The organism is Streptomyces sp. NPDC052299 (genome assembly GCF_040679335.1).
Lineage (GTDB): Bacteria > Actinomycetota > Actinomycetes > Streptomycetales > Streptomycetaceae > Streptomyces.
This window is the reverse complement of record NZ_JBFAUP010000006.1, coordinates 251383-268821: the sequence shown is the minus strand read 5'-3', so window position 1 is coordinate 268821 and position 17439 is coordinate 251383. Positions and strand designations below refer to the sequence as shown.

Here is a 17439-nt window from a genome sequence, read left to right as displayed (position 1 = left end):
GTCACCGCACGATCGTGCTCGCGTCGCCCTTGTCGCCCGCCGACTGCTTCGTCGCGGACGCGGGGACCGGCTTGTCGGCGTTCAGCGCGTCCCAGACCTGCCGGTCGGCCTTCTCCAGCGGGATGACGCGGTTCGGGTCGGCGGGGTCGTACTGGACGGGCAGGGTCACCATGTTCACGTGGTCGGAGCCGAGGCCCTTGAGGCCCTTGGCGAAGCCCGCGAGTTCGGTGACCGAGCCGAGGTCGGAGTCGGTGGTGACCGCCTTGGTGGCGGTGTCCGCGATGCCGTACAGCTTGGTGCCGTCGAACACGCCCACGCTCTTGACCTGCTGCATCAGCGCCTTGATGAACGCCTGCTGGAGCTGGATGCGGCCGAGGTCGCTGCCGTCGCCGACGCTGTGCCGGGTGCGGACGAGGCCGAGGGACTGCTCGCCGTTCAGGGTGTGGGTGCCGGGTTCGAGGTCCAGGTGGCTGTCCGGGTCGTCGATCGCCTTGGTGGTGGTGATCTCGACGCCGCCGAGCTTGTCGATCAGCTTCTTGAAGCCGGTGAAGTCGACCTCGAGGTAGTGGTCCATGCGGATGCCGGACATGGATTCGACGGTCTTGACCGCGCAGGCCGGTCCGCCGACCTCGTACGCCGTGTTGAACATGGCGCGCTGCTGCCCGGGCACGGGGTCGCCGCTGACGTCGCCGGTGCAGTCGGGCCGGGTGACGAGGGTGTCGCGCGGGATGGAGACCACACTCGCGGTCTTGTGTCCCTTGTTGACGTGGACGACCATCGCGGTGTCCGAGCGGGCCGCGCCCTCGTCCGCGCCGTACTCGCCGTTCGCGCCGGAACGGGAGTCGGAGCCCAGGACGAGGATGTCCTCGGAGCCGTTGTCGACGTTCTCCGGGCGGTCCTTGCCGAGCGCGGTGTTGATGTCGACGGCCTGGAGATTGCCGTTGAGGTGGACGTACGCGTAGCCGAGACCCGCACCGCCCACCACGACCGCACCGGCCAGGCTCCAGAGGGCCACGCGCTTCGCCCTGCGGCCGCGGGACGGCTTCTTCCGGCGTTTGCCGGTGGCCCGTATTCGGCCGTTGCTCCCGCTTCGCTCGCTCATGCGTCTCCCTCGTTCGGTCGGCTACCCCCTTGCGTCGGCGGCGACAAGAAGCGTGGCACAGGCGGCTGTGTCCCCCGTGTGGGTCCGGAACGGCTCGCGCGGGAGCGGCGCCGGCCGGAATTCGGGCGCTCACCTGCGGTTTCTTGGACCGTGCCACGGTCGTACGAAGGCGCCGCGCGACGCCGTCCGTGTGGCGAAGGTCTCGGAACGGCAACGGACCACGGCACAGGGCCGCCCCCGCACCGGAAGTGCGGGGGCGGCCCTGTGTGCTGCCGGCGGGCGACGACTAGTCGTTGTTGCCCGGGGCCGGTGTCGTCTTCTGGATCTGGAGCAGGAACTCCGCGTTCGACTGGGTCTTCTTCATCCGGTCGAGCAGGAGCTCGATGGCCTGCTGCTGGTCCAGCGCGTGGAGCACCCGGCGCAGCTTCCAGACGATCGCCAACTCCTCGCCGCCCAGCAGGATTTCCTCCTTGCGGGTGGAGGACGCGTCGACGTCCACCGCCGGGAAGATCCGCTTGTCGGAGAGCTTGCGGTCGAGCTTGAGCTCCATGTTGCCGGTGCCCTTGAACTCCTCGAAGATCACCTCGTCCATGCGCGAGCCGGTCTCGACGAGCGCGGTGGCCAGGATGGTCAGCGAGCCGCCGTCCTCGATGTTGCGCGCGGCACCGAAGAAGCGCTTCGGCGGGTAGAGCGCGGTCGAGTCGACACCACCGGACAGGATGCGGCCGGAGGCGGGGGCCGCGAGGTTGTACGCGCGTCCCAGGCGGGTGATCGAGTCCAGCAGGACGACCACGTCGTGGCCCAGCTCGACCAGGCGCTTGGCGCGCTCGATGGCCAGCTCGGCGACCGTGGTGTGGTCCTCTGCGGGGCGGTCGAAGGTCGAGGAGATGACCTCGCCCTTCACCGACCGCTGCATGTCGGTGACCTCTTCCGGACGCTCGTCCACGAGGACGACCATCAGGTGGCACTCGGGGCTGTTGACCGTGATCGCGTTGGCGATGGCCTGGAGGATCATGGTCTTGCCGGTCTTCGGCGGCGCCACGATCAGACCGCGCTGGCCCTTGCCGATGGGGGCGACCAGGTCAATGATCCGCGTCGTCAGGACGTTGGAGTCGGTCTCCAGGCGGAGCCGGTCCTGCGGGTAGAGCGGCGTCAGCTTCTGGAACTCGGGGCGGCCGCGGCCCGATTCGGGCGCCATGCCGTTGACCGAGTCGAGGCGGACCAGCGCGTTGAACTTCTCGCGGCGCTCGCCGTCCTTGGGCTGGCGCACCGCGCCGGTGACGTGGTCGCCCTTGCGCAGGCCGTTCTTGCGGACCTGGGCGAGCGAGACGTACACGTCGTTCGGGCCGGGCAGGTAGCCGGAGGTACGGATGAACGCGTAGTTGTCGAGGATGTCCAGGATGCCCGCGACGGGGATCAGGACGTCGTCGTCGGTGACGGGCGGGGCGTCGGCGAAGTCGTCGCGCCCACGACGGCCCCGGCGGTCGCGGTAGCGCCCGCGCCGGCCGCGCCGGCCGCCCTCGTCGTCGTAGCCGTCGTCCTGCGGGCCGTTGTTGCCGCCCTGGTTCTGGCCGCCGCCGCCCTGGCGCCGGTTGCCGCCCTGGTCGTCGCCCTTGCCGCGCCGGCCGTCGCGCTGGCGGTCGCGGCGCTGCTCGCCCCGGTCCCCGCGCTGGCGGTCGCCCCGGCGGCCCTCGGCGTTGTCCGCGCCGGCCTCGGCCTTGGACTCGGCGGAGCGGTCCTCGGCGGGCGCCTCGTGCTTCTGCTCCTGCTTCGGCTCGTCCTGGGCGCGGTCCTTGGTCTGCGCCTTGGCGTCCGGCTTGCTCTCCGGGCTGCCCGCCTGCGCGGTGGCGCGGCGGCGACGGCGCTCGCCCGCGGGCTGGTCGTCGCTGGCCGGCTGGCCCGGGATGTCGATCTGCTGCTGGGCCGTGGCCTTGTCGGCGGGCGCGGCGGCCGGGGCCTCGTCGGAGCCGGTGCGGGCCTTGGAGGTGGCGCGGCGCTTCGGCTTGGTCTCGGCGCCCTCGGCGGGGGCCGCGGCGGCCTTGGCCTTGGGGGCGGAGGAGCCGCCGCCGGCCTGGGCCTCCTTGATGACCTCGATCAGCTGGCTCTTGCGCATCCGCGCGGTGCCCTTGATGCCGAGGCCGGACGCGACCTGCTGCAGCTCGGCCAGGACCATGCCCTCAAGGCCGGTGCCGGAGCGGCGGCGCCGTGCGGTGGTGCCAGTGGCAGCACCTTCGGCGGGCGCGGCGCTGTCGACGTTCTTGTCGGCAGTCACGCCCATCAGATCGGTGGTGTCGCTCACGAAGGGTCCTTCCCTGGAGCGGACGTCGGCCTTCTGGCTCGGCGACCGGTTGTGCTGTCCGGCTGCGGTCCTCGGTTGGTGCGGCCCGTGCCGGGGCGGTGGTCCGCCGGATGGAACGGCGGAGAGATGAGGTGTGCATGTGCCCGGCGCGAGCATCCCCCTGCTCGGTCCCACTCCTGGACGAGCGAGGGGTGTCGTGCCGGTTCCGGAGCGTGCTCGCAACTGCTCAGGCAGGCTGCTCAGGCAGTTGGGGAGGCTCCCGGAAGAAATGGTGGTCCCGAAGGGGACACGAAGCAACGCGCCTCATGGACGTCGATTGCAGACTTGAGGTTAACACTACCGGCTCCAACAAACATTCCCCCTCTCACTCACCGGCAATCACTTCTCGGCCAGTGGCCTCGCGGCTACGGCGTCAGTGGCAGGACGCTCGCGCCCTGCGCGTCGAGAGCGAGCCGGTTGGCCGCCCATCCCTCGCCCGCCAGCGCCGCGACCTTGTCGGCCTCGCCGTCCCCGGCCAGGGCCAGCACCGTCGGTCCCGCGCCGGAGATGACCGCGGGGACGCCCTCGGCGCGCAGCCGGGCCACGAGTTCGACGCTCTCGGCCATGGCGGGCGCGCGGTAGTCCTGGTGCAGCCGGTCCTCGGTGGCCGTGAGCAGCAGCTCGGGGCGCCTGGTCAGGGCCTCTACGAGGAGGGCGGCACGGCCGGCGTTGAACGCGGCGTCGACGTGCGGGACGGTGCGCGGCAGGAGGCCGCGGGCGGTTTCGGTGAGTACCGGCTTGCCGGGGACGAAAACCACCGGAACGATGGATTCAGCGGGATCCATCCTGATCGCGCGGGCTGATGCGCCGTCCATCCAGGCGAGCGTGAATCCGCCGAGCAGGCAGGCCGCGACGTTGTCGGGGTGGCCCTCGATCTCGGTGGCGAGCTCCAGCAGGGCGGCGTCGTCCAGCCGGGCGTCGCCGCCGGTCGTCACGGCGCGGGCGGCGACGATTCCGGCGCAGATGGCGGCGGAGGAGGAGCCGAGGCCGCGTCCGTGCGGGATGCGGTTGGCGCAGACGATCTCCAGGCCGCGGGGCTGCCCGCCGAGCAGGTCGAAGGCGGTGCGGAGGGACCGTACGAGCAGGTGCTTCTCGTCGCGGGGCAGGGTGTCCGCGCCCTCACCGGCGATGTCGATGTGCAGTCCGGAGTCGGCGACGCGGACGACGACGTCGTCGTACAGGCCGAGCGACAGGCCGAGGGCGTCGAAACCGGGGCCCAGGTTGGCGCTGGTCGCGGGGACGCGCACCCGGACGGCGGCGGCTCGGAAGGCGGGACCGGCCATCGCTGTGACGACTCTCCTTGTGAGGCGGCGGGGATTCCGGGGGCTGCGGGCGGGGGTTCTTCGGGGGAGCCGCAACGGCCCGGGGCACCCCGGCAGACGCGGCGGGGCGGGTTGGGTACAGCTTATCGAAGGAAGGTTCTGTGGCGACATAGGGCGCACAGGAGGCGCACGATGCGTGTCGCACGCCCGCGGTGCGCTCTCGTTGCCGGAAAGGGCCGGTAGGACGCCTTTTCTGACGAGTCGTCGCCCGCCCCGGGCCGTCGTGCGGACCGGCCCGGGGTGAGGCGTTACGTGCTTACGCCAGGCCCAGCTTCTCGGCGGCGGCGGCCGCGTCGACCGGGACGGTGACGGGCTGCGGGGCGCCCGCGACGGCCCAGTCGGGGTCCTTGAGGCCGTTTCCGGTCACCGTGCAGACGATGCGCTGGCCGGGGTCGACCTTGCCCTCCTCGGCGGCCTTGAGCAGACCGGCGACGGACGCGGCCGACGCGGGCTCCACGAAGACGCCCTCCTGGGAGGCCAACAGCCGGTAAGCGGACAGGATCTGACGGTCCGTTACCTCGTCGATGAAGCCGCCCGACTCGTCGCGCGCGGCCAGCGCGTAGTTCCAGGAGGCCGGGTTGCCGATCCGGATCGCGGTGGCGATGGTCGACGGGTCCTTGACGACCTCGCCGCGCACGATGGGCGCGGAGCCGGACGCCTGGAAGCCCCACATGCGCGGCTTGTGCGTCGACATGCCGTCGCCCGCGTACTCGGTGTAGCCCTTCCAGTACGCGGTGATGTTGCCGGCGTTGCCGACCGGGAGGACGTGGATGTCCGGGGCGTCGCCGAGGGCGTCGACGATCTCGAACGCGGCGGTCTTCTGGCCCTCGATACGGACCGGATTGACCGAATTGACCAGCGCGACCGGGTAGTTGTCCGAGAGCGAGCGGGCCAGCGTCAGGCAGTCGTCGAAGTTGCCGTCGACCTGAAGGATCTTGGCGCCGTGCACGAGCGCCTGGCCCATCTTGCCCAGCGCGATCTTGCCCTGCGGCACGAGGACCGCGCAGACCATGCCGGCCCGGACCGCGTAGGCGGCGGCCGAGGCGGAGGTGTTGCCGGTGGAGGCGCAGATGACGGCCTGCGCACCCTCCTCCTTGGCCCGGGTGATGGCCATGGTCATGCCGCGGTCCTTGAAGGACCCGGTGGGGTTGGCGCCCTCGACCTTGAGGTGCACCTCGCAGCCCGTGCGCTCGGAGAGGACCTGAGCGGGGACGAGCGGCGTACCGCCCTCACGGAGCGTGACGACCGGCGTCGTGCTCGTGACCGGGAGACGGTCCCGGTACTCCTCGATGATGCCGCGCCACTGGTGGGTGCCCTTGGTGGTCATGGGTCCTTACTCCCCTTCAACACGCATGATGCTGGCGACACCGCGCACGGTGTCGAGCTTGCGCAGCGCCTCGACGGTCCCGGAGAGGGCGGCGTCGGGCGCGCGGTGGGTGACGACGACGAGCGATGCCTCGCCGTCGGTTTCCTGACTGTCCGGCCGGCTCTGCTGGCGGACCGTATCGATGGATACGCCCTGGTCGGCGAAGACCGTCGCGACCTGGGCGAGCACGCCCGGCTTGTCGGCCACGTCGAGGCTGATGTGGTACCGCGTGACGACGTCGCCCATGGGGCTGACCGGCAGGCGCGTGTACGCGGACTCGCCGGGCCCGGGGGCCTCGTTGAGCTTGTTGCGGCAGACGGCCACGAGGTCGCCGAGGACCGCGGACGCGGTGGGAGCGCCGCCCGCGCCGGGGCCGTAGAACATCAGCTGCCCGGCCGCCTCGGCCTCCACGAAGACCGCGTTGTACGCCTCGCGCACGGAGGCGAGCGGGTGGCTGAGCGGGATCATCGCGGGGTGCACGCGGGCCGTCACGGAGGCGCCGTCGGCGGCGCGCTCGCAGATGGCGAGGAGCTTGACGGTGCAGCCCATGCGGCGGGCGGACGCGATGTCGGCGGCGGTGACCTCGGTGATGCCCTCGCGGTGCACGTCGCCGATGCGGACCCGGGTGTGGAAGGCGATCCCGGCGAGGATGGCGGCCTTGGCGGCGGCGTCGAAGCCCTCCACGTCGGCGGTGGGGTCGGCCTCCGCGTAACCGAGGGCGGTGGCCTCGTCCAGCGCCTCGGAGTAGCCGGCGCCGCTGGTGTCCATCTTGTCGAGGATGAAGTTGGTGGTGCCGTTGACGATGCCGAGCACCCGGTTGACCTTGTCGCCGGCCAGGGACTCGCGCAGCGGCCGTACGAGCGGGATGGCACCGGCCACGGCGGCCTCGTAGTAGAGGTCCCGGCCGTGCTGCTCGGCGGCGGCGTGCAGGGCCGCGCCGTCCTCGGCGAGCAGGGCCTTGTTGGCGGAGACGACGCTCGCGCCGTGCTCGAAGGCGGTCCTGATCAGGGTGCGGGCGGGCTCGATGCCGCCGATGACCTCGATGACGACGTCGAGGTCGCCGCGTTTGACGAGGGCGGTCGCGTCCGTGGTGATCAGCGCGGGGTCGATGCCCTCGCGCACCTTGGAGGGCCGGCGGACGGCGACACCGGCGAGTTCCACCGGTGCGCCGATGCGCGCGGCGAGGTCGTCGGCGTGCGTCGTCATGATGCGCGCCACCTCTGAGCCGACCACACCACAGCCCAGCAGCGCCACCTTCAGCGGACGCGTACGCATCATCCGACCTCGTTTCCTTTACACCTGTAGTACGGACCAGTCTCACTCACCGGACGGGTGTTCCCGCCACCCGTCCGGATCCTGAGATGTTTACGGGGGCAGCGTGGTACGCCCCCGGAAATACGGCATCAGCCGACATCGAGACGCAGGAGATCTTCCTCCGTCTCGCGCCGGACGATCACCCGCGCCTCCCCGTCCCGCACGGCGACGACCGGCGGGCGCAGGGCGTGGTTGTAGTTGCTCGCCATGGAACGGCAGTACGCGCCGGTGGCGGGCACGGCGATGAGGTCGCCGGGGGCCAGGTCGGCCGGCAGGAAGGCGTCCTTGACCACGATGTCGCCGCTCTCGCAGTGCTTGCCGACGACCCGGACGAGCATCGGTTCGGCGTCCGAGGTCCGCGAGGCGAGCGCGACGCTGTACTCGGCGTCGTACAGCGCGGTCCGGATGTTGTCCGACATGCCGCCGTCGACGCTCACGTAGGTGCGCAGGCCCTCCAGCGGCTTGACCGTGCCGACCTCGTACAGCGTGAAGGCGGTCGGGCCGACGATGGCGCGGCCGGGCTCGACGGAGATGCGGGGGGTGGCGAGCCCGGCGGCCTCGCACTCGCGGGTCACGATGTCGCCGAGCGACTTGGCGATCTCGTGCGGTTCGCGCGGGTCGTCCTCGGAGGTGTACGCGATGCCGAGGCCGCCGCCGAGGTCGATCTCGGGCAGCTCGACGCCGTGCTCGTCGCGCACCTCGGCGAGCAGCTGCACGACGCGGCGGGCCGAGACCTCGAAGCCGGCCATGTCGAAGATCTGCGATCCGATGTGGGAGTGGATGCCGACGAGTTCGAGCCCGTCCAGGGTGAGCGCCCGGCGCACGGCCTCGGCGGCCTGTCCCCCGGCGAGCGCGATGCCGAACTTCTGGTCCTCGTGGGCGGTGGCGATGAACTCGTGGGTGTGCGCCTCGACGCCGACGGTGACCCGGATCTGGACGCGCTGGCGCTTGCCGAGGCCCTGGGCGACGTGGGCGACGCGGACGATCTCCTGGAAGGAGTCGAGGACGATGCGCCCGACGCCCGCGGCGACGGCGCGCTCGATCTCCTCGACCGTCTTGTTGTTGCCGTGGAAGGCGATGCGCTCGGCGGGCATCCCCGCGTCGAGCGCGGTGGCCAGCTCGCCGCCCGAGCAGACGTCGAGGTTGAGCCCCTCCTCCTTGAGCCAGCGCACGACGGCCCGGGAGAGGAACGCCTTCCCGGCGTAGAAGACGTCGGCCCCGGGCCCGAAGGCGTCGGCCCAGGCGCGGCAGCGGGACCGGAAGTCGGTCTCGTCCAGGAAGTAGGCGGGGGTGCCGAACTCCTCGGCGAGGTGGGAGACCGTGAGCCCGCCGACGGTCAGGGCGCCGTGCTCGTCGCGGGCGACGGTGCGGGACCAGACCTTCTCGTCCAGGACGTTGAGGTCGTCGGCGGGGGCGAGGTAGTGGCCGTCGGACATGACGTCGGCGTGACGGGGTCCGGCGGGGTGTGCGGATCGGCTCATCGTGTGGCTCTGCTCTTTCGGGTGCTCAGAGGTGTTCGGGCGCGCTGACGCCGAGCAGGGACAGGCCGCCGGCCAGCACCGTCCCGGCGGCTTCGGCGAGGGCCGTCCGGGAGCGGTGGGCGGCCGAGGGTTTCTCGTCCCCGACGGGAAGCGGGGGGGCGGCGTCGTGGAAGTCGAAGAAGGCGGCGGCGACCGCTTCGAGGTGCCGGGCGAGCCGGTCGGGGGCGCGGTGGCGGGCGGCGGCGGCGAGGACGGCGGGGTGCGCGTCGAGGAGGGTGAGCAGGGTGGTGGCCCCGGTGGTGTCGATGTCCTCACCGGGCCCCGCGGCGGCGACCCCGAGCCGGGCCGCGCCCCGGAGCACGGCGCGGGCGCGGGCGTGGGCGTAGCGGACGCGGAAGAGCGCGTTGGCCTCGGTCTGCGCGAGGAGCCCGGGCCCGAGCGGGGCTCGGTCGTGCCCGGCGGGCCGGAGGAGACCCCAGCGGGCGGCGTCGGGGCCGAGCCGGGCCAGCAGGTCGGCGGCGGTGTCCCCGGCGGGGACGGGGCGTATCGGGGCCTCCGCCCGCGCACCGGCGGCCCCCGCGGGCATGTCGTACGCCTCGGCGCTCACCCTGAGCCGCGTCCAGTCCGGGTCCGGCCCGCCCTCGCAGGCGAGGCGTGCGCCGGCGCCCTGGGCGGCCAGGAGGCGGCGGACGGCGTCGGCGGTGACGGCGGCCCGGACCTCGCGGGCGTGGACGAGGTGCGGCCGCTGTCCGGCGAGGGTGTCCCCGTGCCCGTACCGCTCCCCCTGCTCCCGCACCCGGTGGACGAGGTCGCGGTGGGCGGCGGCGCCGGTGGCGGCGTCGAGCGTGAAGTTGAGGAAGCCGGGTCCGGTGATCTCGACCCCGGCGACTCCGGGGGCCCCGGCGAGCCGGTCGCGCAGGATCTCGGCGACCTCGCGGGCGTGGAGGCCGGCGGGTCCGGCGAGCTGCAGCGCGACGGCGCTCGCGTAGTCGCCGCGTCCGCCGGGCCGGGTCCTCTCCACCCGTACGCGCGCGGGCACGGGCGCGTGCAGGGCGTCCTCGCGGACCGCGCGGCGCACGGCGTGCAGCACGGTCGTGGAGAGATCGACGGGGGTCACGGGACAAGCGTATGGGAGGGAGGGGGGCCCTTCGCGAACCGGTTTCGCCATGCGGTCAGCCGGCGGCGCTCTCCGCCCGCCCGGCCCCCGGCCCGGTGACCGGCGCGGTCGCCCGGCCCCGCTCCGCGAGCCGGCGCACGAGCATCACCAGCTCGCCCGGCTCGAACGGCTTGGCCAGGAACGCGTCCACCCCGGCGGCGACCCCGTGGTCCACCTCGTACGGCGTGCAGGCGCTGACGATCGCGAGCGGCACATGCCCGGTGCGCGGGTCGGACCGCAGCCGGGTGGCGGTCTGGAGGCCGTCGAGCCGGGGCATGACCACATCGAGCGTGATGACGTCGGGGCGGACCCGGTGCACGAGATCCAGACACTCGACACCGTCGCCCGCGGTCACGACCTCGAAGCCCTCCAGCTCAAGGTTGACCCTGATCAACTGCCGGATGACCTTGTTGTCGTCGACAACAAGCACGCGGCCGCATGCCCCAGACACCCTTCGAGAGTAGGCGCACCGGAGTGGCTGCGTCCGGGTTTTGCCCACTTCCGCCCCCGGAGGAGGCCCCACGAGGATGGCCAAATGTGTGTACGAGGGGGCACGCGCCCTCACGCGATGACGCGCAATACCTGTTCACGGGCACCCCGTCGGAGCTGGTAGTGTTTCACCCGTCGCAGAGCAGCACCGCGATACGCCCCCGTAGCTCAGGGGATAGAGCATCGGCCTCCGGAGCCGGGTGCGCAGGTTCGAATCCTGCCGGGGGCACTTCGCAGGAAGTGCCACAGAAGCGCTGACCCACAGAAATGTCGGTCAGCGCTTTTTTGTGTCATCGTCCGGCGCTGGTGGGGATGTTGGCGCAGATGGTGCGCGCCGCGAGCACCGCGCAGGCCCTGACGTCCCGGGGGTGGGCGGCCGGCAGCATCGCGGAGTGGGTTCCGTGCCCGCTGATCTGCGCTCGCTTCTGGGTCCGCCCGTCGCGGTCGGTGATCCGGGCGATGTCTCCGGGACGGGTTTGGCCGATTCTGGCCCAGGCCGCTTTGCATGCCCGGCTGTAGCGCAGCTCGACGCCGACCACCTCGTCGGCGTCGACGAAGGTGGTGACCGCGTCGTTGCGGCACACCGTGTAGTTGGGCTCCAGTCCGGTGCACGCCTCTCCCTCGCAGACGGCCAGGGCCCCTGGCGACGGGGTGGCGGCGGCCGGCGCGGCGTCGTCGGATGGACGCGCGCTCTCCCAGGGGGCGGCCAGCCACAGGGCCCCGGCGCCGAGGAGGACGAGGACGGCGGCGGCGAGTCCGTAGGGCCGGCGGCGCGAGGGGCGCTGCGGGCCTGGTGCCGGGTCGGCCGGGGGCGTCGCCCGCGTCCGGTTCCGGGCCGTGCGTTCCGTGGTGGCGCGTTCCCACAGGCCGAGGGCGAGCGGCAGGTCCTCCGGCGGGCGCCGGAAGATCGTGTGGAGCGCCCTGATCACCTCTTCCCGGGCGATCGACGGCTTGCCCGGGTCCAGGTACCGGGACAGCGTCGCCTGGGTGATCTCGATTCCGTGTGCCTTGAGCTTGCCGACGACGGAGTCCTGCTTGAGCACGACCTCTTCGCCCTGCCACCACTGCCGGAGCAGCGTGGACAACTCGGCCCCCGCATTCACCTGATCGGGTTGCCCCATCTGCCCATCCCTTGATCGCCATATGCATGCACAGCTACGAAACAGCAGGTCAGGGCCGTGCATGACCGCTGAATCAGCGGTGCATGAGACGGCCCCCAGCGCAGAGTAGAGGCCCGTCGGGCCGGCGGGGCAATCTGTGTCCGGCGGTCGCCGACGCGGCGCCGCACATCCCTCTCCCTCCGCCCCGAACGGGCTTCCTCGCCGTGCCACGGCGTGGCTCGTCGTGCCCTGCGCGGCGGAGGCCACCTCGAAGGAGAACCCTGTGATCCGGCCCCGCGCTCTCTCCCGTGCCTTGCTGACCGTCACGCTGTCCGGTGCGCTGCTCGCACCCGTGGCCCCCTCCCTCGCGGCCGCCGCCCCGGCCTCGCACGCCTCCGTCGTGAGGACCGCGGCAACGTGGCCCGTGCTGCGGGCCGGGGCACGCGGTACGGACGTCGGCACCGTCCAGGACCTGCTCGCCGGGGCCGGGCGCCCGGTGGCCGCGGACGGGGTGTTCGGAGCGGCGACCACCCGCGCGGTGAAGGGCTTCCAGTCGTCCCGCCGCCTGACCCCGGACGGCGTCGTCGGCAAGCGGACCTGGGTGGCCCTGGCCGTCACCCTGCGGCCCGGGGCGGAGGGCAGGGCCGTACGGGCGCTCCAGCGCCAGCTCGTCCAGGAGGGCCACCGCATCGACCGGGACGGAACCTTCGGTCCGAAGACGGGCGACGCGGTGCGGGCGGCCCAGCGGGCCCACCGGCTGCCCGTCGACGGGGTGGCCGGAGCGCGCACCTGGGCGGCGCTGCTCGCCGCCACCGCCGCCCCCGGCCACCCCTCCGGCGACGTCTCCGCACTGCGCGCCCGGATCGTGGCCACCGCCCGCGGCCAGATCGGCGTCTCCGAACCGTCCGGCTGCCGCACCTATCTCAAGGACTGCGCGCACACGGCGTGGTGCGCCGCGTTCGCCTCGTGGACGTGGCGGAAGGCGGGCGTCCAGGACTCGTCGGTGCCGAGGACGCTCGTCGCCCGCGCGGTCGGGCTGTGGGGTCAGCGCAACGGCCTCTTCCACCGCACGGGTCCCCAGCCCGGCGACATCGTCGTGTGGGGGAAGCCCGCCAACCGGACCGGCGGCCACGTCGGCATCGTCGTCGCCGTCCACGGCGACGGGCGCATCGACACGGTCGACGGCAACTACGGCGACAAGGTCACCCTCCGCAAGAACATCGACCCGCGCACGGCCCGGACCCGTTCGCACCCCGTCTCCGGCTACGTCTCCCCGCGCGGCGCCTGACGCCGCCCGTTTCCCCACCCCACACCCACGCAAGGAGTGCACACCGTGTCCCGTACGCAGCTTCTCCCCGCCCGCCTGCTCACGCTCGCGATCGGCACCGCGACGGCCGCCACCCTGCTGCTCGGCACCGCGGCGGAGGCCACGTCCCCCACCCCGGGCAAGCACGGCACCGCCGCCGCCCGTCCGGCCGCGTCCCCCTACTACACCCCGTCCCAGGCGAAGGCCAAGCTCCGCCGGGCCGGGATCGCCTGGCGAGCCAGCAAGGGTTGCGAGGACAAGAACCGGAACGGCTGCACCAGCTTCCAGGGCATCCGGAGGACGACCGTCGACGGAGTGATCGCCCTGCGGCGCGCGAGCCGCTGCCGGATCGTCATCACCGGTGCGGCCGAGATCCCGCCGCACACGACCAAGGGCGCCTACACCCACGGCAAGGGGTACAAGGTCGACATCGCCCTCGGCGACTGCATCAACAGGTACATCGTCAACCACTCCCGCCCCACCAGCGGCTCCAAGCGCGTGGCCGGGACCGTCGAGTACCTCCGCGAGGGCAACCACTGGGACATCACCTACCGTCCCGGCGGTTCGACCACGCCCGTGAGCCGGGCCTGGCCCACCCTCCGCTCCGGCTCACGGGGGCACGCGGTGACCACGGCCCAGCAGCTGCTGGGCATCAAGGCCGACGGGCGTTACGGCCCCGCCACGGCCCGGGCGGTGAAGGCGTTCCAGCGCGGCCACCGCCTCCGCGCCGACGGCATCCTGGGCCCGGTCACCTGGCAGCGCCTCGCCCCGACCCTGCGTTCCGGCGCGCACGGCACCCCGGTCAAGGCCGTCCAGACCCAGCTGCGCCGCCACGGCGCCCGCATCGCCGTCGACGGCGCCTACGGCAACGCCACGGCCGACGCGGTCCGCGTGTTCCAGCGCGGCCACCGGCTGACCGCCGACGGCATCACCGGCCCCGCGACCTGGCAGCGCCTGCTCACCACCGGCTGAGGCCCCCACGTCGGGCAGCCCCGGCATCGCGCGAGGGCCGCACACACCGTGTGCGGCCCTCTGTCCCTCAAGCGGGGCCGGGATCGAAGATCTCGTGTCCGCCGACCCGGCGCCAGACGATGTGCGGCTCACCCGCGCGGACCTCGTCCGCGTACTGCCAGGTGGCACGCCCGTCGGGCGCCCAGGCCATCTCCATGACGGGACGTGCACCGGCCGGGAGCGGGACTCCCTGGACCGGCTTGACCCGGAGGCCGGGCCGAAACCGCCCGTCGACCGCGTCCGGCACGAACTTCTTCCGGATGCAGTCCTGGAACCGCGCCCGCTCCTCAGGGAGGAGCTTCTTGAAATCACGGTCGAAGCGAGCGGTCGTCTCGAAAGTCGGCAATGGGCCTCCCAGGGGTCGGGGTCAGTTCTCCTCGGCGAGGTGCGCGAACATCGCGTCCGCGTCCTCATGCCGGGTGGTGCGCCCAGCGGCGATGTCCTCACTCGCCTCGCGCTCACCCGCCTGCCACCGCTCCGTCCAGAACCACGCCTGGTCCGTGCGGATCTTCCGTAGTCCGTGCACCTCGACAACCCCGTCGTCGTTGATGGCGAACTCAAGCTCGTCACCCGGGGAGACCCCCAGCGCCTCGCGGACCCCTACGGGCAGCGTCAGCTGCCCCTTGTCGCGTACGCCGGCATGGAACGTGGTCGCAGCCATGAGTGACCTCCCTCTCCGCATCCCTGTCTGCCTCGTTGCATCAGAGTACCCGGGGCCGGAGGAAAGTGCGAGCCTCGCACTTTCCTACTTTCGGATTCTCCCCCCCCTTCTGCGTCGCTCAGCAGACTCCGCAGCCCGCCATCAGCCCGGCAGCTCCAGCTCGGCCGCGACCGTCTTGCCGACGGGGGCACGGTCCAGCACCTCCCAGCGGTGAGCGAGCGCCGCGACCAGGAGCAGCCCTCTGCCCTCCTCGGCGAGCGGCGCGGGCTCGGCCACGCCTCCGGCGGGCGGGCGGCGTTCGCCTCGGGCGTCGGAGACCTCGATGCGGAGGGTCCGGCCGGTGAGGCGCAGGGACAGCTCGAAGTCGCGGCCGGGGACGCGGCCGTGCGTGACGGCGTTGGCGGCGAGTTCGGCGACGAGCACGGCGGCGGTGTCGGACGCGGTGCTGCCGTGCGGCACGCCCCAGGCGTCGAGCTGGTGCAGGGCGAGGCGACGGGCGAGCCGGGCGCCGCGCGGGGTGGAGCTGAAGCGCTGGGTGAACGCGTATGCGGTGGCCGGAGCGTGGGGGGCGTCCGCGGTGGGCAGTGGTGTCATGCCCCCAAAATGGCGGTACGCCGGTGGCGCGCACCAGTGATCACCTGCGTACTCCGGGTGAGCGTACGCGCTCAGGGTGTCCGCATCAGCTCCCGGAGCCCGGCGACGCGGGCCGGGACCCCGTCGGCGGCTTCCGGGGGCGCGGTCCGTGCCTGCGGGCCCCGGCACGGGCGGCAGAGGCCGTCCCGGAGGGCGGGCGCCGGGCCGGGGCGGCCGCATTCGACGCACTCGACCCGGAGGCCGTTCGCGGGGCCGGGCGCGTCCGGGACGTGCGGCGGCATCTTGTCCGTGAGGCGGCGGCGCACCAGGCCGAGCGGGTGCGTCACAGCCTCCGGCAGTCCGGCGGTGAGGGCCGACGTCAGGTGCTCGGCGCCCGCGCCGCGCGCGAACCAGGCGGCGGCCAGCGGTTCCAGGGCGGCGCAGTCGGCGGCGGAGAGCGCCAGCCGGGGGTCGCGGCGGCCGAGTGCGGCGAGGGTGAGGTAGGCGGCGGAGGGCGCGCCGGGAGCCTTCGGCAGCGCGGGCGGCTCGGGGGCGGTGCGCTGCGGGGGTACGTCGGTCGGCCCGGAGAGCGCGGCGGTCCACCACTCGTTGTCGCGGGCGGTCCGGGACCAGTAGGTGTACGTCACCCACCGGCTCGCGCCCTCCCCCTCGACCCGGCGCCGTACGCGGCGCAGGTGTCCGGCCACGGCGAGCGCGCGCAGGGCGGAGCCGATGGCCATCTGGCCGTAGAGGGGGAGGTCCTTGGCCAGCGACTTGATGTCCATGGCGGCACCCTCGGGGAGGCGGTCGATGTAGCCCGCGATGTACCGCTCACGCTCGGGCAGGGAGGCGAAGTCGGCCGGGCGGGAGGGGGCTTGGCCGGGGGCGGCCTGCTTGCCGTAGCCGGACTTGGCCGCGCGGTGCGGGCGCGGCGCTTCGGGCGCGGGGAGGGCGGGACTAAAGTGCTGAGCAGCCATGAGATCGGTACTTTCCAGTGGATTCGATCTTTGGTCAGACCCCGGCCGGTGCTGAGAACACCGCGTCGGGGTCGTTTCGTTGGGGGCACCGTAAGCAGTCGCGACTTTCCGCTGCAACTCGCTCACAATTAGTCATACTTGCTGGCCGTGACGGGGTGGGGAGGGTGGGAGGGTTTCCCCTTCCCGCCTTTCCCCGCCGGATGAAGAACACCGCTCGGGTCTCGGATCCCGAAGCTCAAGCGCACCCCGAACACACCGCCCGGGACCCGAGATCCGAGACCCGGGATCCGGGCGGGCGATCACTCCTCGACTTCCTTGCGGCGCCGCACGAGCCGCCAATCGCGGCCCTGCTTCGGGATGTTCACCTCGTCCGTGGGCGGTACGGTCTCGCCCACGATGACCTGGCCGGTCGGCTCGGCGAGTTCCAGGCCGGAGAGATGCTTCTTGAGCCTCTTCGCCATGGGGAGGAAGGTCGCCAGGGTGAACCCGCCGGACACCACGGCCCCGACGACGGGAACGGCCTTCGAGACGGACTTGGCGAAGGTCTGCTTCGTCATCTTGACCCCGAGGTGTGCGGCGACCTTCTTCACGACCGGATAGACGACGCCCTTGGTCAGCGCCTTCTGCGGCAGCTTCTTGGCGACCTCCTTGGAGATCGCCTCGGCCACCTTCCCCACGGCCACGTTCGCGGACTGCGTCCCGAACATCACCCCGAAGAACAGCGTGAGCACGCTCCTGGTCGCGTCATCGACGTCGTCCTCGCCGGAGAAGAGATCGGGCCAGCTGTAGAGGTAGGCGAGCTTCTGCGCGATCCGCAGCATGTGTCCGACGTACTGAGCGAGATCGGCGGGCACGGTGGCGGGCATGGCGAGGGCGCCCGGAAGCCCGGTGGCCGCCGAGAGCGCGCTCACCTTGGCGGTCTCGTAGCGGATCGACTCGTTCGCCACCCGGTCCAGGACATCGAGGGGTATCCCCGCCGCCGCCGGGGTCTCCTCCGTCGCCCGGCGGATGTCCTCCTCCGAGCAGTGACGACGCAGGGCCGTCCGGAGGTACGCGTCCCGGTCGATCCGCACGCCCGGAAGCTTCGCCGCAGCGGCGAGGAGAGCGGAGAACCGCGACTCCGCGTTCTCGCTCGTTTTGTCCATGTCCATGGCGGGAACGTACAGGTGGTCGACGCCCCGGCGCGGTCCTTCGCACACAACGCCGAGAACCCCGCTCACACCAGGCCCGGAGCGCGTACGCT

At 72.6% G+C, this 17439-nt stretch carries 16 protein-coding genes and 1 tRNA gene; 3 read left to right on the top strand and 14 right to left on the bottom strand.

Annotated features, from left to right (window positions below):
* Nucleotide 1 precedes the first annotated feature (1 nt).
* From AB0L33_RS13050 to AB0L33_RS13015, 8 genes are all read right to left on the bottom strand, one after another.
* Nucleotides 2-1102, bottom strand: coding sequence for an LCP family protein (locus tag AB0L33_RS13050; RefSeq protein WP_365680576.1), 1101 nt, complete (start codon nt 1100-1102; stop codon nt 2-4).
* Between the two features lie 286 nt (nt 1103-1388).
* A complete protein-coding gene (gene rho, locus AB0L33_RS13045; RefSeq protein WP_365680574.1) occupies nt 1389-3401 on the bottom strand; it encodes a transcription termination factor Rho in 2013 nt (670 codons plus the stop codon).
* A 404-nt stretch (nt 3402-3805) separates the two neighbouring features.
* Entirely contained in the window at nt 3806-4723 is a 918-nt protein-coding gene (thrB, locus tag AB0L33_RS13040; RefSeq protein WP_365680572.1) for a homoserine kinase, read from the bottom strand.
* A gap of 295 nt (nt 4724-5018) precedes the next feature.
* Nucleotides 5019-6089 carry a threonine synthase gene (gene thrC, locus AB0L33_RS13035; RefSeq protein ID WP_073963920.1) on the bottom strand — a complete coding sequence of 357 codons (1071 nt, stop codon included), beginning with the start codon at nt 6087-6089 and terminating at the stop codon, nt 5019-5021.
* A gap of 6 nt (nt 6090-6095) precedes the next feature.
* Entirely contained in the window at nt 6096-7406 is a 1311-nt protein-coding gene (locus AB0L33_RS13030; protein ID WP_365680569.1) for a homoserine dehydrogenase, read from the bottom strand.
* 125 nt (nt 7407-7531) lie between these two features.
* Complete coding sequence (gene lysA / locus AB0L33_RS13025; protein WP_365680567.1) at nt 7532-8923, bottom strand: diaminopimelate decarboxylase; 1392 nt, start codon at nt 8921-8923, stop codon at nt 7532-7534.
* A 25-nt stretch (nt 8924-8948) separates the two neighbouring features.
* A complete protein-coding gene (gene nrtL, locus AB0L33_RS13020; RefSeq protein ID WP_365680565.1) occupies nt 8949-10040 on the bottom strand; it encodes an ArgS-related anticodon-binding protein NrtL in 1092 nt (363 codons plus the stop codon).
* 55 nt (nt 10041-10095) lie between these two features.
* Nucleotides 10096-10509, bottom strand: a complete 414-nt coding sequence (locus AB0L33_RS13015; RefSeq protein ID WP_365680827.1) for a response regulator — start codon at nt 10507-10509, stop codon at nt 10096-10098.
* Between the two features lie 216 nt (nt 10510-10725).
* On the opposite strand from AB0L33_RS13015, the gene AB0L33_RS13010 reads away from it, so the two are divergent.
* A tRNA-Arg gene (locus AB0L33_RS13010) sits at nt 10726-10797 on the top strand.
* A 61-nt stretch (nt 10798-10858) separates the two neighbouring features.
* Here AB0L33_RS13010 and AB0L33_RS13005 read toward each other — a convergent pair.
* Nucleotides 10859-11689 (bottom strand): DUF2690 domain-containing protein, encoded by an 831-nt coding sequence (locus AB0L33_RS13005; protein WP_365680563.1) that lies wholly within the window; start codon nt 11687-11689, stop codon nt 10859-10861.
* A 262-nt stretch (nt 11690-11951) separates the two neighbouring features.
* Between AB0L33_RS13005 and AB0L33_RS13000 the strand changes: the two genes are divergently transcribed.
* Nucleotides 11952-12956: a peptidoglycan-binding protein gene (locus tag AB0L33_RS13000; protein ID WP_365680561.1), complete on the top strand. Its 1005-nt coding sequence runs from the start codon at nt 11952-11954 to the stop codon at nt 12954-12956.
* 45 nt (nt 12957-13001) lie between these two features.
* On the top strand, nt 13002-13946 hold the full coding sequence (locus AB0L33_RS12995) for a peptidoglycan-binding protein (protein WP_365680559.1): 945 nt from the start codon (nt 13002-13004) through the stop codon (nt 13944-13946).
* A 67-nt stretch (nt 13947-14013) separates the two neighbouring features.
* Here AB0L33_RS12995 and AB0L33_RS12990 read toward each other — a convergent pair whose 3' ends face one another.
* From AB0L33_RS12990 to AB0L33_RS12970, 5 genes are all read right to left on the bottom strand, one after another.
* Nucleotides 14014-14331: a hypothetical protein gene (locus tag AB0L33_RS12990; protein WP_365680557.1), complete on the bottom strand. Its 318-nt coding sequence runs from the start codon at nt 14329-14331 to the stop codon at nt 14014-14016.
* A gap of 21 nt (nt 14332-14352) precedes the next feature.
* A complete protein-coding gene (locus AB0L33_RS12985; RefSeq protein ID WP_365680555.1) occupies nt 14353-14646 on the bottom strand; it encodes an AbrB/MazE/SpoVT family DNA-binding domain-containing protein in 294 nt (97 codons plus the stop codon).
* Nucleotides 14647-14787: 141 nt separating this feature from the next.
* Nucleotides 14788-15240, bottom strand: coding sequence for an ATP-binding protein (locus AB0L33_RS12980; protein WP_365680553.1), 453 nt, complete (start codon nt 15238-15240; stop codon nt 14788-14790).
* A 71-nt stretch (nt 15241-15311) separates the two neighbouring features.
* Nucleotides 15312-16196 carry a MarR family transcriptional regulator gene (locus AB0L33_RS12975; RefSeq protein ID WP_365680551.1) on the bottom strand — a complete coding sequence of 295 codons (885 nt, stop codon included), beginning with the start codon at nt 16194-16196 and terminating at the stop codon, nt 15312-15314.
* A 299-nt stretch (nt 16197-16495) separates the two neighbouring features.
* A complete protein-coding gene (locus AB0L33_RS12970; protein WP_365680549.1) occupies nt 16496-17347 on the bottom strand; it encodes a hypothetical protein in 852 nt (283 codons plus the stop codon).
* Nucleotides 17348-17439 lie beyond the last annotated feature (92 nt).

Coding starts and splice junctions, on each gene's coding strand:
- lysA (WP_365680567.1), bottom strand. CDS start 8,923: ATGAGCCGATCCGCACACCCCGCCGGACCCCGTCACGCCGACGTCATG.
- AB0L33_RS13030 (WP_365680569.1), bottom strand. CDS start 7,406: ATGATGCGTACGCGTCCGCTGAAGGTGGCGCTGCTGGGCTGTGGTGTG.
- AB0L33_RS12975 (WP_365680551.1), bottom strand. CDS start 16,196: ATGGCTGCTCAGCACTTTAGTCCCGCCCTCCCCGCGCCCGAAGCGCCG.
- AB0L33_RS12985 (WP_365680555.1), bottom strand. CDS start 14,646: ATGGCTGCGACCACGTTCCATGCCGGCGTACGCGACAAGGGGCAGCTG.
- thrC (WP_073963920.1), bottom strand. CDS start 6,089: ATGACCACCAAGGGCACCCACCAGTGGCGCGGCATCATCGAGGAGTAC.
- AB0L33_RS13005 (WP_365680563.1), bottom strand. CDS start 11,689: ATGGGGCAACCCGATCAGGTGAATGCGGGGGCCGAGTTGTCCACGCTG.
- AB0L33_RS13050 (WP_365680576.1), bottom strand. CDS start 1,102: ATGAGCGAGCGAAGCGGGAGCAACGGCCGAATACGGGCCACCGGCAAA.
- thrB (WP_365680572.1), bottom strand. CDS start 4,723: ATGGCCGGTCCCGCCTTCCGAGCCGCCGCCGTCCGGGTGCGCGTCCCC.
- AB0L33_RS12970 (WP_365680549.1), bottom strand. CDS start 17,347: ATGGACATGGACAAAACGAGCGAGAACGCGGAGTCGCGGTTCTCCGCT.
- AB0L33_RS12980 (WP_365680553.1), bottom strand. CDS start 15,240: ATGACACCACTGCCCACCGCGGACGCCCCCCACGCTCCGGCCACCGCA.